A 14,091-nucleotide genomic window follows, 5' to 3' on the forward strand; every position below is an offset into this window, starting at 1 on the left:
GTCGCCGTCGCGGCAGACTTCCGGACTCGACCCGAATCTCCACACATCCGTTGCGGCGATGGCCCCTGCCCGCACATAGGCGCGTGGCGGGCGGCCACAGAACGACACAGGGGTGGGATGGATACGCCTGGATCGCGCAGGGTTCAGCCGGGCAAACGCTCGGTACTTCTCGCACTTCGTTACTACGGACGGGAGTTGTCCCGGCTCCGCCGGCTGACGGCACCCGCGATGCTGTTCATGGCGCTGGGCAACATCGGAATCAACTACATCGCGCCGCTGATCGTCGCCAAGCTCGTCGGCGGCATCGCCGACGACAGGGACCTCACGGTCGGCTCGGCAGTGCCGTACGTCCTCGGCTTCGTCGGGGTCCTGCTGTTCGCGGAGGCACTGTGGCGCGTCGCCGTGCACTGCCTCAACCGCCTCGACGCCCTCGGCATCGAGCACCTGTACGTGATCGGGATGGACGAGCTGTTCGCCAAGGACGCCGCGTTCTTCCACGACAACTTCGCCGGTTCGCTGACCAAGCGCGTCCTGAGCTTCGCCTCGCGTTTCGAGCAGTTCGTGGACACGCTGACGTTCCAGATCGTGGGCAGCTTCGTGCCGCTGGTGTTCGGGGCGGTGGTGCTGTGGCGCTACGAACCCCTCCTCGTGGTCGGACTGCTGGTGATGATCGCCCTGACCGGGGTGCTGGTCGCGCCTCTGATCCGGCGCCGCCAGGCCCTGGTCGACCTGCGTGAGGAGGCGATCGCCCGGGTGTCGGGCCACGTCGCCGACAGTCTGATGAACATGGACACGGTGCGGGCGTTCGCCGCGGAGGAGCGCGAGGCCGCCGAGCACCGCTCCCGGGTCGCAGCCTCGCGCCGGCTCACGCTGCGGTCGTGGGACTACGGCAACCTCCGCATCGACACGCTGGTCGCGCCGATGTCGGTGCTGACCAACGCGATGGGTCTGCTGCTCGCGGTCACCCTCGCCGGGGGCGGCAACGGCGTGGAGGCGATCGTGGTCGCCTTCACCTACTACAGCAACGCGACCCGGATCATGTTCGAGTTCAACCAGATCTACCGCCGGCTGGAGAACTCGATGACGGAGGCCGCGCAGTTCACCGAGCTGCTCCTGACGCCTCCCACCGTGCTCGATCCGCCGTCGCCGGAGCCGCTGCGGCCCCGGTCCGCCGGCATCCGCTTCGAGAAGGTGACCTTCGCCCACCGGGGTGGCAGGCCGCTGTTCGAGGGTCTCGACCTGGACGTGCCGAGCGGGGCGAGGGTCGGCCTGGTCGGCCGGTCCGGCGGCGGCAAGACCTCCCTCACCCGGCTGTTGCTGCGGATGACGGACATCGACGGCGGCCGCATCCTCGTGGGCGGTCAGGACATCAGCCGGCTGCGCCAGGCCGACCTGCGCAGCCAGATCGCGTACGTGCCGCAGGACCCGGCGATGTTCCACCGCACCCTGCGGGACAACATCGCGTTCGCCCGGCCGGACGCCACCGAGGCCGAGATCCGCCGGGCGGCCGAGGCGGCCCATGTCACGGAGTTCGCCGACGCGTTGCCGGACGGCTTCGACACCCTGGTGGGCGAGCGCGGCATCAAGCTGTCCGGCGGTCAGCGCCAGCGCGTCGCTCTCGCCCGGGCGATCCTGCGCGACGCGCCGATCCTGCTGCTCGACGAGGCGACCAGCGCCCTGGACTCGGAGAGCGAACTCCTCGTGCAGGAGGCGCTGTGGCGGCTCATGGACGGGCGGACCGCGCTCGTGGTGGCGCACCGGCTGAGCACGGTCGCCTCCATGGACCAGCTCGTCGTCCTCGACCGGGGCCGGATCGTCGAGCAGGGCACGCACCAGGAGCTGCTCGCGACCGACGGTGCCTACGCGAAGCTGTGGCAGCACCAGTCGGGCGGGTTCCTCGACGACACCACGGGGCGGGCCGAGGTGCTCTGAAGGCGACGCGGGCCGTCTCCTCGTCCTTGAGGAGACGGCCTTCGCGGGGACCCCTACGGGAGGTCCAGCCGGCTGTGCACCAGGTGCGCGAAGTAGGTCAGCGTGCGGTCGCCGCCCATCAGTTCGGTGGCCGCCAGGCGGACGTCGAAGTGCTCGCCGGCGCGCACCAGGAACTCGGTGCTCAGCAGCGAGTCGAGGCCGAAGTCGGTCACGGGCCGGGCGGGGTCCAGCTCCTCCGGGTCGCTGTGCAGGACGGTGGCGAGCAGCCGGGTCAGGGTCCCGGTGATCGCGGCCCGGGCCTCGCCCGGGGTCATGGCGGCCAGTTCGCGCAGCAGGTCCGCGCGGCCTTCCGGGCCGGGACCGGCGTCGGCCGGCACGAGGCCGGTGAAACGGGCGGTGGCCAGGGCGGGCAGCAGCCGGCGGGCGCGGCTCCACCGGTAGCGGCCGACGCCTGCCACGTCGGTGCCCGGCCGCAGTAGATCACCGGCGGTGGTGAGGGCCTCGGCGACGGTGAGGGGCTGGAAGCCCCGCTCGGCCATGGCGTCGCTGATGGCGTGCCGGGCGACATAGCCGGTGTCGCCGATGGGGCCCCAGGCGAGGGCGGTGGCGGGGTGCCCCTGGGCGCGCCGGGCACGCGCCTGGGCCTCCAGGTAGGCGTTGCCGGCCGCGTAGGGGGCCTGGCCGATGTTGCCGACGGCGGCGGCGATCGAGGAGTAGGTGACGAACAGGTGCATGTCGTGGCCGGCGGTGAGGCGGTCGAGTTGGGCGGCGCCGTGTGCCTTGGGGGCGAGGACGGCGGCGAAGCGGTCGTCGGTGAGTTCGGACAGGGGCGCGTCGTCAAGGTGCATCGCGGCGTGCACGACGCCGCGCAGCCGGTGGCCGGAGGCGTCGACCGCGTCGACGACCCGGCGCAACGCCGACTCGTCGGTGACGTCGGCGGCGTAGGCGGTGGCGTGTACGCCGCGCCGGGCCAGGTCTTCGAGGAGGGCGGGCGCCTCGGGGCCGGCCGAACCGCTGCGAGAGACCAGCGCCAGGTGCCGGGCTCCCTGGTCGGCCAGCCACCGTGCGGTGGCGGCACCGAATCCGCTCAGCCCGCCGGTCACCAGGTAGGTGCCGTCGGCGTCCAGGGTGGCCGGGCGGGGTGCGGGCCGGACGGGAACGGGTTCGTCCAGCGCGTTCCCGTCGGCGGGATCGAAGGAGACGACCACCTTGCCGACGTGCCGGGAGTGCTGGAGGACCTGGAAGGCCTCCTCCACCCGTGCGGCCGGGTAGACGGTGTGCGGCAACGGCCGGTACACGCCGCGGTCGATGAGCGCCACGACGTCGGCGACGAGGCGGGAGCCGCGGTCGCGGTCCAGCAGGACCGGGTCGAGGTTGAAGCCGATGAACGTCAGGCTGCGGTCGAACGGGCGCATCGGCAGCGGGTTGTTGAGGAAGATGTCCCGTTTCCCCAGTTCGATGAAGCGGCCGCCCGGGCGCAGCAGGTCGAGTCCATGGGCGATCGCCTCACCGCTGAGGGAGTTGACGACGACGTCGACGCCCCGGCCGTCGGTGAGTTCGCGGACCCGTGGGACGAAGTCCAGGCTGCGTGAGTCCAGTACGTGCCAGGCCCCGAGGCTGCGCAGCATGGCCCGTTTGGTCTCGGTCCCGGCGGTGGCGATGACGCGGGCGCCCCGGGCCCGGGCGCATTGCAGTGCGGCCAGGCCCACGGCACCGGCGCCGCCGTGCACGAGGACCGTCTCACCGGCGGCCAGACCCGCCTGGTCGGCCAGGGCCTGATGAACGGTCAGGAACGCGACGGGGAAGGTCGCCGCCTCGGCGTAGCTCATTCCGTCGGGGATCTTGATCAAGTTGTAGTCGCGGGTGACGGCGTGCGAGGCGAGGGCTGCGAGAACGGCGCCGCAGACGCGGTCTCCGACCGCCACGTCACGCACTCCGGGTCCGACGGCGCGGACGATGCCGGCGCCGTCGGTGCCCAGTCCGCGGCTGAGCGGGCTGTCCTCCACGGCCTCCGGGGGCAGCAGGCCGTTGGCGCGCAGGGGGTCACGGTAGTTCAGCGCCACCGCGCGCATCTCGACGACGACTTCGCCGTGGCCGGGCCGCGGGACGGGTGCCTCCCGCCAGGCCAGGCGCCGGGCCGGCCCGGGGTCGCGGACCTCCAGGAGGAACGGCGCGCCGGCGGCCACGGCAGGGGGCTCGTCGGCCGGGTGCTCGACGTGGAGAGGAGTGAAGCGGCCGGCCGGTGTGAGGACGACTTCGTCCTCGTCCGGGCTCCCGCTGTCGTCCGGGGAGCGGCCCGTGGTGAGCAGCTCCGCGGCCAGCCGCCGGGCGTCCGCGGCCGGGTCCGCCGTGCGGTCGAAAGAGATGCGCCGCAGTCCGAGGCCGGGCTGCTCGTTGGCCAGGGTGCGGGCGGCGCCCCAGACGGCCGCGTCCTCGGGTTGCGCGGGGCGTTCAGGGGCGGGGAACAGGCCGGTGGGGCGCGTCACCAGCCACACCTGTGGGCCGCGGTCCTCGGGCAGCGTCCGGCAGGCGGCGGCCAGGGCGCGCAGGACGGCCGCGCGGTCGGTGGTCCGGGCGACGAGCCGCCGCGGGTCGGGCTCGGCGAGGAGCAGGACGATGCGGGGCGCCGCCTCGGCGGGCAGTGCCGCCGTCCATGCGCCGGTGTCGGCGGGAGCGGGCAGGACCGTGGCCGGGCCCAGCAGCGCGGCCAGTTCCCGGGCAGTCGGCGTCTCGGCGTCGGTCTCCGTGGCCACGAGCCAGGCCGTGCCCGGCGGTGGCTCGGGGAGGCCGGGCGGATCCGCGGCGTCCCGGGGCGCTGCGGCCACCGTCACGGAGTGGTTCTCGGGCCCTGTCTGCCAGGGGTGGGTGAAGCCGCACCGCTCCAGCAGTGGCGTCCATGCCTCGCGCGGCAGCAGCCGGGTGGTGGGGCGCAGGGTCCGGTCACCGCGTTTCCACAGCGACTCCAGTCCGCCCAGCAGCAGGGCGTCGAGCCGTTCGTCGTGCCGCTCGGTGGCCAGCAGGTGGCCGCCCGGGGCGAGGAGCGAGCGCACATGGCCGAGCGCAGCGGTCAGGTCGGCGGCTGTGTGCAGGGCCTCGCCGGCCAGGACCAGGTCGAAGCCGCCCGGCGGGAAGCCCTGGACGGCCGGGTCGGCGTCCAGGTCGAGGGTGCGGTGGTCGATGAAGTGGCAGGCGGCGAAACGGTGCCGGGCGCGGGCGAAGGAGGTATGGGCGGGGGCCGTGCAGGTGTAGTGGGTGCGGTCGGCCGGCAGCAGCGGCAGCACGGCGGCGGTCAGTGCTGTCGTGGTCGCGCCCACTTCCAGGACGCGCAGCGGGCGGTCGGCGGGCCAGTCGCGGACGATCCGGTCGAGCAGCGCCTGCACCACCCGGTGGGTGAAGCGCTGGGCGGGCGCGGTCTCCTGGTGCTGTTCGAGGAAGCTCTCGCCGACGGGCAGCAGATCGCGCGGTTCGACGGTGCCGCGCAGCACGTCGGGCAGCTGCCGCAGCTGGCTGTTGAGCAGCAGCGCGACCGGGCCGAAGCAGGGGTGGTCCTCCAGCAGGCTCCGCAGCGACTCCTCGGGGCGCGCCGTGACGTCGGTCAGCCGCCAGGCCTCCCCGTCGGCCTCGGCCAGCCCCTGCTCCATCAGCAGGGGCAGCACCAGCCGCACCAGCCTGCGGTGCCGGGGTACGAGACCCCGGCCGACCAGATCGGTCATGGTGAAACGCTGCCCCGTATCGGACAGCAGGCCGCGCAGGGCCGCTGCCCAGCAGTGCGCGCCGGCCCGTTCGGCGGCGGCCGTGAACCGCTCGTGGCCGCTGTCGTCGAGGTCGGCGCGTGCGGCGGCGATGCGCGCCCGGGCGGCGGACGCCACCTCGGCGGGAGCGGGCAGCGGGGACGGCGGGGCGTGTTCCGAGAGGCGCGGGGCAGCGCGCAGGACCGTGCGCTGGACCGTCAGCGGGGCGTGGTCGCCGAGGCGGGCGCGCCGGGTGCGGCACTTGTCGATCTCGGCGGTGACGGTGCCGTCGAGGTCCGCGTACGTGATGTCCCAGCAGACCTCGTTGGCGCTGCGGCTGCGGCGCCGCAGGTGGACGACGCCCTCCGGCGCGGGCGTGCGCCACACCCGCACCGCGCCGAAGGCCGAGGGCAGATATCCGGCGGCTTCCCGGGTCGGCTGCTCGGCCAGTGCGACGGTGGCCTGGAAAGGCTGGTCCAGCAGTACGGGGTGGACCGTGTAGGCGTCGGCCGGGTGCTCCAGCCGGTACCACGCCAGCAGTTCGCCCTCGCCGACCTCGAGGCTCCGCAGCAGCCGGAACGCCGGGCCGAGCTCCAGCCCGACGCGTCGGCAGTGCTCGTAGAAGTCCGGGCCCGTGAGCGTGCGGGAGCAGCGTGCCTTGACCGCGGCGATGTCCAGCGGACCGGGGGCGTTGCCCAGCCGGATGCGTACCTGGCCACGGACGACCGGCTGCACCTCGGCGTCGCGGGAGTCCCGTGTGCTGACGGTCAGCGTGCCGTCGACCGGGGTGACGGCGGTCTGCAGCGCGGCCCCCGCCGGGTCCGGCCATCCGAGCGGGAAGGGGCGGGAGAGTTCCAGGTGCCGCACCTCCACCGGGCGGCCCAGCGCCCGCTCCCCCGCCGTGACGGCCATCTCCACGTACGCGGCGGCGGGCATGAGGACACTGCCGCTGATCCGGTGGTCGCCGAGCCAGGGCACGAGTTGAGGCTCGACGGTGCCGCTCCACAGGGGGTGGGGCGCGGGCTGCCGTTCGCCGAGCAGGGGGTGGTCCAGTACGCCGGTGCCGCTGGTGTGCAGGACGAGGTCCTGCGGGGTGCCGTGCCAGTGCCGGTCGCGCTGCCAGGGGTAGGCGGGCAGGTCGGCGACCCGGCCGGGTCGCGGGAAGTGGACCTGCCAGTCGACTTCCGCCCCGGCGGCGAGCAGGGCGGCGACCGCGGCCGCGGCCTCGCGCGGCCCGTCCCCGTCCCGGTGCAGCGTCGGCACGTACGTCAGTCCCGTGCGGCGCAGGTAGGGGCGCAGCACCGGGTGAGGGCCGAGCTCCACGACGATGCCGATGCCCTCGTCCGCGAGGCGGCCCATGGCTTCGGCGAAACGGACCGGCTCGCGCACGTTGCGCCACCAGTACGCCGCGTCGAGCTCCTGTCCGATGAGCGGGGCCGCGGTGACCGTGGAGACGAACGGCACGCGCGCCGCGGCGGGGGTCAGATCGGCCAGGGCGGCGCGCAGCGGTTCCTCGATGGGGTCCATGGCGCGGCTGTGGAAGGCGTAGTCGAGATCCAGCTCGCGGAAGAAGACGTCACGGGCCGTCAGTTCAGCACCCAGCGCGGCGAGGGAGTCGGGGTCGCCGGCCACCGTCACGTCCCGGTCGCTGTTGATGCCGGCGATCTCCAGTGCCCCGTCGAAGCGGGCCAGTTCCGCGCGGGCGGCGTCTTCGGCGAGGCCGACGGCGGCCATGCGGCCCCGGCCCGCCGTGTGGCCCTGGGTGCGGCTCCGCTGGGCGATCACCACAGCCGCCTGCTCCAGGGTCAGCGCCCCGGCCGTGTACGCGGCGGCCACCTCTCCGACGCTGTGCCCGGCCACCGCACGCGGGCGCAGGCCCTGCGCTGCCAGCAGCGCGGTCAGGCCGACCTGGACGGCGAACAGCACCGGCTGGGCGATCTCCGTACGGGCCCAGCGCGCCGGGGTGGGGCGCTCCAGTTCCTTCGCCACGGACCAGCCCAGATGCGGGGCCAGCGCGGCGTCGGCCTCCTCGACGGCGGCGCGGAAGACGGCCTCCCCCGCCATCAGGTCGGCGGCCATCCCGGGCCACTGGGAGGCGTTGCCGGAGTAGACGAACGCGACGGCACCCCGCTCGGCCCTGCGGGTGACGGCCCCGTGGGACGGCGCGTCGGTGAACAGGCCCTCCAGCCGGTCCGCCGCCTGCCGGGGCTCGGCGGCCAGCACGGCGGCACGGTGCGGGTGGGCGCTGCGCCGCAGGGTGCTGGTGCGGGCCAGGTCGTAGAACTCCTCGGGTGCCGCCGCCCGCAGCCGCTCGGCCATGCGCGCGCTCAACTCCCTGAGTGCTTTGGGGGATCGCGCGGAGATCACCACCGGCACCGGCGTGTCGGCGGGCTCCGTTCCGGGCGGTGCCGGGGGCGGTGGTACGACGACGGCGTGGGCGTTGGTGCCGCCGAACCCGAAGGAGTTCACCCCGACCGCGGCCCGTTCCGTGCGGGGCAGTTCCACGGGTGTCACGGTGGGTGCGAGGCCGAGCGCGTCGAAGTCGATGGCCGGGTTGAGCGGGAGGGCGTGCAGGGACGCGGGTGCCGTCCGGTGGCGGAGCACCAGGATCGCCTTGAGCAGGCCGGCCATGCCCGCGGCGGGCTCCAGATGCCCCAGGTTGGACTTGACCGAGCCGACGGGCAGCGGGCCGGCGCCCCGACGCGTGCCCAGGGCCTGGCCGATGGCCCGGGCCTCGGCGGGGTCGCCGACCGGGGTGCCGGTGCCGTGCGCCTCGAAGTAGACCAGGTCGTCCGGGCCGATTCCGGCCTCCCGGCACACCGTGCGCAGCAGCGCCTCCTGGGCTTCGGCGCTGGGCAGGGTCATGCCGGTGGTGCGGCCGTCGGAGTTGCTGCCCGTGCCGGCGAGGACGGCGTGGATCCGGTCGCCGTCGGCCACCGCGTCGGCGAGGCGCTTCAGCACCAGCACGGCGCCGCCCTCGGCCCGCACGAAGCCGTCGGCGTCGGCGGAGAAGGCCGCGCACCGGCCGCGCCGCGACAGCATCCCCGCGTAGGAGAACCCGCTGAACGAGAACGGGTGGGCGAGGACGTTGACACCGCCGACCAGGGCCACCCGGCTGGTGCCCTCCCGCAGGGTGCGGCAGGCCCGGTCCAGCGCCACCAACGACGAGGAGCACGCCGTGTCGACGGCCATGCTGGGGCCACGCAGGTCGAACGCGTACGACAGGCGGTTGGCCGTGATGGACAGGGTGGCGCCGGGCATGGTGTGGGGGCTGGTGTGGTCCTCCATGAGCATCAGGACGGTGCCGTAGGCAGGATCGGAGACCCCCACATACACACACGTGTCCGACCCGGCGAGCGCCTCGGCCGGAATGGCGGCGTCGTCCAGCGCCTCGGCGGCCATCTCCAGCAGCAGCCGCTGCTGCGGGTCGAGGTGTGCGGCTTCCTTGGGTGAGATGCCGAAGTACGCGGCGTCGAAGGACGCGATGTCGTCGAGGAAGCCCCCGGCGGCGGTGTAGCTGCGGCCCGGGCGCACCGCCCCCGGATCGACGAACCGGTCCTTGGGGAACCGGTCCGGCGGCATCTCACCGACGAGATCACGCCCGTCCCGCAGGGCCGCCCACAGCCCGTCCAGGTCGGTGATGCCGCCCGGCAGCCGGCAGCCGACGCCCACCACCGCCACCGCCCGGTCGTCCCGTCCCACGCCCATGACCCGCCCCCTGTTGCGCCGTTTGTCCGCATCGAGCGGAGTGACAACTGCCCTCGTGACCCGGCGCCCAAGTCCCGGTTCACCCGTTGGCGTGGTATCCGTCCAGCGAACGAGTGAACTCCAACTCACGTTGTGTGACCGGCCGTTACGGTGGCGCGGTGCTCGAAGCCCCGCGTGCCCGCTTGACAGCAATCGCCGTCCATCTGCCGTCCCGTTACCGGACCTTGGAGGAGATCCGGGCCGGGATCGCCGCCGCCGGAAGTCCCTACGTACCGCCGCCCGGCCTGCTCGAAGACGTCACCGGCGTGCGCGGTGTCCATGTGCGCGAGGAGGGCGAGTGCTCCTCGGACCTCGCGGTCTCGGCTGCCCGCAAGGCCCTCGCGGACGCCGGCACGGCCATCGGCGAGGTGGACCTGCTGCTGTTCGCCGCCACCAGCCAGGACATGATCGAGCCGTCGACCTCGCACCTCGTCGCCGCCAAACTGGGCGCCACCTGCCCGGTGTTCGACGTGACCAACGCCTGCAACAGCGTCCTCAACGCGATGGAGGTGGCGAGCGCGTTCATCGCCACCCGCCGCTACCGCACGGTGCTCATCGCCTGCGGCGAGACGGGCACCATGGTCACGCGCTGGCACGTCCCCGACCACGAGGCGCTGATGCGGGCCATGCCCGGCTACACCGTCTCCGACGCCGGCGCCGCCCTGCTGCTCACCGCCGGGCCCGCCGGGGAGGACGACCCCGGGGTGCTGGGCCTTCGGTTCGCCGCGGACTCCACCGCCTGGAACGCCTGCACCGTGAGCGGCGGCGGCTCCATGCACCCGCGGGCGTTCGACGACGAGCACCTGACCATCCGGCTCAACGGCGACCTGCTGCGCACCACCGCGGTCGAGGGTCTGGCCTTCCTCCGGCAGTCGGCGCAGCGGGAGTTGGAGGCGGTCCGCGCCAGCTCCTTCATCGCCTTCCACCAGATCGGCATGCCGCACTACCAGGAGATGGTCGACAGACTCCCCCTGCCCGCCGACCGGTGCATGCCGGCCGTGGCGGAGCACGGCAACTGCGCCGCCGCCTCCCTGCCCCTGCAACTGGTCAAGGCGCTGGAGACCGACCGCATCGAGCCCGGTGACATGGTGGCGATGATCGGCCTGGCCAGTGGCATGAGCTTCGGTCTGGCGCTGGTCCGCTGGTGAGCGCCGAGAACCGGCGCCCGGCCGCCGCCCCGCCCGCTTCCGTGCTCCAGCTCCTGCTGCCCGACTACCCGGGGCGCGAGCACTGGCGCCTCGTGCCGTCGACGGGCCAGCACTATCTGGACGTCGGCACGGGCGATCCGCTGCTGTTCCTGCACGGCAACCCGACCTGGAGTTACGCCTGGCGCAAGCTGCTTCCCGCACTGGCCCCGCACGCCCGGTGCCTGGCCCCGGACCTGCCCGGCCTCGGCCTGTCCCAGCAGGTGCGACTGCCGTCCGACCCGGAGGACCGGTACCTGCACCAGCTGGACCATCTGGACGCCCTCTACGAGCACTTGGTCCGTCACGAGGGCGTCCCGCGGCGGGGCTGGACGTTCGTCGTGCACGACTGGGGCGGCCCGCTCGGCATCGCCTGGCTGCTGCGCAATCCGGGCGTCGTCTCCCGTCTGGTGGTCCTCAACACGATCGCCTTCCCCTGGCCCGACGGCTACCGGCTGCCGTTCTACCTGCGCTGGATCAGGGATCACCGGCCGGTCGCGGACGTGGTGCACGCCACCAACGCCTTCGCCCGGGCCACGGTCCGCCTCGGCGTCACCCACCGGCTCAGCCGGGCCGAGCGGCGCGCCTACCTGCTGCCCCATGCCCGCCGGGACAACCGCCGGGCGATCGTGGAGTTCGTCCGCGCCATCCCCCGCCACCCCGAGGACACGACCTGGCGGCTGCTCACCCCCCGCGACGGCTCCGACGACCTCGGACAGCTGCCGATGCTCATCGGCTGGGGCATGCGCGATCCGGTCTTCACGCCACTGGTGCTCGCCGAGTGGACCCGCCGGTACCCGCACGCCGTCGTCCACCGCTTCCCGCGCGCCGGCCACCTGGTGATGGACGACGCCGGGGCCGAACTCGGCGGTCACATCCGCGACTTCCTGCGAGGACGAGGACAGCGATGACCACCGCACACGACGGCGTCTTCGCCCGCCTCACCCGGCTGACCGAGGACGCGCAGGCGACCGTGCTCGTCCGCTGCACCGGCGCCTCGTCCGACGGAGCGGTGACGACGGCACAGCTGCTGGACGGCTGCCGCCGCGCCGCCGACGCCCTCCGGGCGGCCGGGGTGGGGCGCGGCGACAAGGCCGTGGTGATGACGCGCGACGCCTACCAACTCGTCGTGTCCGTCTACGCCTTGACCTCGCTCGGTGCCGTCCCCGTACTGATCGAGCCGCGCGCCGAGGTACGGCGCTGCCTGGACGAGATCGCCCCCGGCGTCTTCGTCGGGGATCCGCCGGCGCACGTGGCGCGCCGGGCCCTGGGCTGGGGCCGGGGCCACGTCCGTACGGCACTGGTCACCGGCCGCGCCTTCCCCGGCCGGGACCGACTGCTGGGAGACAGCCTGTCCTTGGCGGTGCCGGACGGCCACGGCCCCGCGCCATGCGTCCCGGAGCCGCGACCCGGGGACCTGGCGATGATCGCCTTCACCTCCGGCTCCACCGGGCAGCCCAAGGGCGTCGAGTACCACTACAGCACCCTGGCCGGACAGCTCACCGCCCTGGACGCCGTGCTCCGCCCCGAGCCCGGCGACGTCCTGCTCTCCTGCTTCCTGCCGTTCGCCACGCTGGGTCCCCTGCTCGGCCTCACGACCGTCGCCCCGCAGGTCGACCATCTGGCCCCGGCCCGCACGCCCCCGCGGCACCTCGTCGGTCCCCTGCTGCGCCACCGGGCGGACATCGTCATCGGCTCACCGGCGGTCCTCGGCCTGATCGCCGGCCACTGCGCCCGCCACGGCCTGACGCTGCCGTCGGTCCGCCGCGTGCTGTCCTTCGGCGCGCCGTTGCGCCCACGGCTGGTCGAGTCGCTGTCGAGGGCCCTGCCGGCCGAGGCGGAGATCCTCAGCGTGTACGGCGCCACGGAGTGCCTGCCCGTCGCCGCCATCAGCTCCGGCGATCTGAGTGCGCTGCGCACCCAGCCGCCCCCCGGCCACGCCGGTACCTGCCTGGGCCGGCCACTGCCCGGCGTCGAGGCGTGCATCCTGGACGCGGACGCCACCGGGCTCGGGGAGATCTCCGTCGCGGGGCCCGTGGTCAGCCCGGGCTACCACGCCCGCCCCGACGCCACCGCCGCCGCCAGGACGGTCACCGGGGACGTCCGGTGGCACCGCACCGGCGACCTGGGGCGCCTCGACGGCGAAGGCCGGCTGTGGTACCTCGGCCGCAAGGCCCACCTCGTCACGGGCGAAGGCTTCACCCTCACCACCGAGGACGTCGAGGCCGTCGCCGACACCGCCGCCGGGGTCCGTCGCACCGCCCTGGTCGGCGTCGGCCCGGCAGGACGGCAGCGGGCGGTGCTGTGCGTCGAACGCGAACCCGGCACGGCCAGGGACACCGTCCTGGAAGCCCTGCGCGCCGCCCTCCGCGAACACCCGAGCGGCCGCCGCATCGGCACGGTGCTGTTCCACTCCCGCTTCCCCACCGACATCCGCCACAACTCCAAGACCGACCGTGCCCGGCTGGCCGCGCACGCCGCCAAGTACGGGCCGGGAGGCGCCCGATGAGGGTCCTGGTCACCGGCGGCAGCGGCTTCCTGGGGCAGGAGATCTGCCGCCGGCTCGTCGCCCGCGGCACCCCGGCCGCCTCCCTCGCCCGCCGCCCGAGCCCGGCCCTGGAGAGCCTCGGCGTGCGGCAGCACCTGGGCGACCTCGCCGACCCGGCCGCCGTCTCCCGCGCGCTCGCCGGCTGCGACGCCGTCATCCACAACGCCGCCCTGGCGGGCGTCAGCGGCCCGCTCGCGCCGTACTGGAGAACCAACGTCGTAGGCACCCGCAACGTCATCGACCAGTGCCGCGCCCAGGGGATCGGCACCCTCGTGTACACCTCGACCGCCAGCGTCGTGTTCCGGCCCGGCGGCCTGGAGAACGCCGACGAGCGCTGCCCCTACCCCCGTAGGCACCTGGCCGCCTACCCGCGCACCAAGGCACACGCGGAAGCCCTCGTCCTGGCCGCCGACAGCCCGGCCCTGGCCACCGTCTCCCTGCGTCCCCACATCATCTGGGGGCCGGGCGACCCGCACTTCGCCCCGGCCCTGGCGCGTGCCGTGCGCGCGGGCCGGCTGGTGATGCCCGGCGACGGCAGCCACCTCGTCGACACGACCCATCTGCACACGGCCGCCCACGCCCACCTGCTCGCTCTCGACCGGCTCCGGGAGGGCCGTCCCATCGGGGGCCGCGCCTACTTCATCACCCAGGACGATCCTCGCCCCCTGCGCGACATCACCGCCCACTTCCTGCGCGCGGCCGGCCTCCGGGCCACGTGGTGCACCGTCCCGCACTCTTTGGCCCATGCCGCCGCGGCCGCGTCCGAGGCCGTCCTGCGGCTGACCGGCCTCACCCGCACCCACGCCCTGAGCCGCTTCCTCGTCGCGGAGCTCACGCATCCCCACTGGTTCAGCGTCCGGGCAGCCCGCCGCGACCTGGGCTTCGAACCACCGGTCGGCTTCGAGGAGGGCATCAACGCCCTGGCGGACGCAGTGCGGTGAGGCGTGCC

General features: G+C 74.2%; 6 protein-coding genes. 5 read left to right on the plus strand and 1 reads right to left on the minus strand.

What is annotated here, in order from left to right:
- Positions 1 to 117 precede the first annotated feature (117 nt).
- Positions 118 to 1,932 carry an ABC transporter ATP-binding protein gene (locus ACZ3I3_RS15745; protein WP_467365391.1) on the plus strand — a complete coding sequence of 605 codons (1,815 nt, stop codon included), beginning with the start codon at positions 118 to 120 and terminating at the stop codon, positions 1,930 to 1,932.
- A 53-nt stretch (positions 1,933 to 1,985) separates the two neighbouring features.
- Here the strand turns inward: ACZ3I3_RS15745 and ACZ3I3_RS15750 are convergent, their stop codons facing one another.
- Positions 1,986 to 9,371: an SDR family NAD(P)-dependent oxidoreductase gene (locus tag ACZ3I3_RS15750; RefSeq protein WP_467365393.1), complete on the minus strand. Its 7,386-nt coding sequence runs from the start codon at positions 9,369 to 9,371 to the stop codon at positions 1,986 to 1,988.
- Positions 9,372 to 9,553: 182 nt separating this feature from the next.
- On the opposite strand from ACZ3I3_RS15750, the gene ACZ3I3_RS15755 reads away from it, so the two are divergent.
- Genes ACZ3I3_RS15755 through ACZ3I3_RS15770 form a run of 4 tightly spaced genes read left to right on the plus strand, consistent with a single transcriptional unit; the run spans position 9,554 to position 14,083 of the window.
- On the plus strand, positions 9,554 to 10,558 hold the full coding sequence (locus ACZ3I3_RS15755) for a 3-oxoacyl-ACP synthase III family protein (RefSeq protein WP_467365395.1): 1,005 nt from the start codon (positions 9,554 to 9,556) through the stop codon (positions 10,556 to 10,558).
- The gene (locus ACZ3I3_RS15760; RefSeq protein WP_467365397.1) at positions 10,555 to 11,505 is read left to right on the plus strand and encodes an alpha/beta fold hydrolase; all 951 of its coding nucleotides are present in this window, start codon (positions 10,555 to 10,557) and stop codon (positions 11,503 to 11,505) included. The genes ACZ3I3_RS15755 and ACZ3I3_RS15760 overlap by 4 nt, the downstream gene beginning before the upstream one ends.
- A complete protein-coding gene (locus ACZ3I3_RS15765) occupies positions 11,502 to 13,103 on the plus strand; it encodes an AMP-binding protein (protein WP_467365399.1) in 1,602 nt (533 codons plus the stop codon). The genes ACZ3I3_RS15760 and ACZ3I3_RS15765 overlap by 4 nt, the downstream gene beginning before the upstream one ends.
- Positions 13,100 to 14,083 carry an NAD-dependent epimerase/dehydratase family protein gene (locus ACZ3I3_RS15770; RefSeq protein WP_467365401.1) on the plus strand — a complete coding sequence of 328 codons (984 nt, stop codon included), beginning with the start codon at positions 13,100 to 13,102 and terminating at the stop codon, positions 14,081 to 14,083. Before ACZ3I3_RS15765 ends, ACZ3I3_RS15770 begins: the two co-directional genes overlap by 4 nt.
- The last annotated feature ends 8 nt before the right edge of the window (positions 14,084 to 14,091 follow it).

This window comes from Streptomyces sp. NPDC016851, from assembly GCF_055562795.1.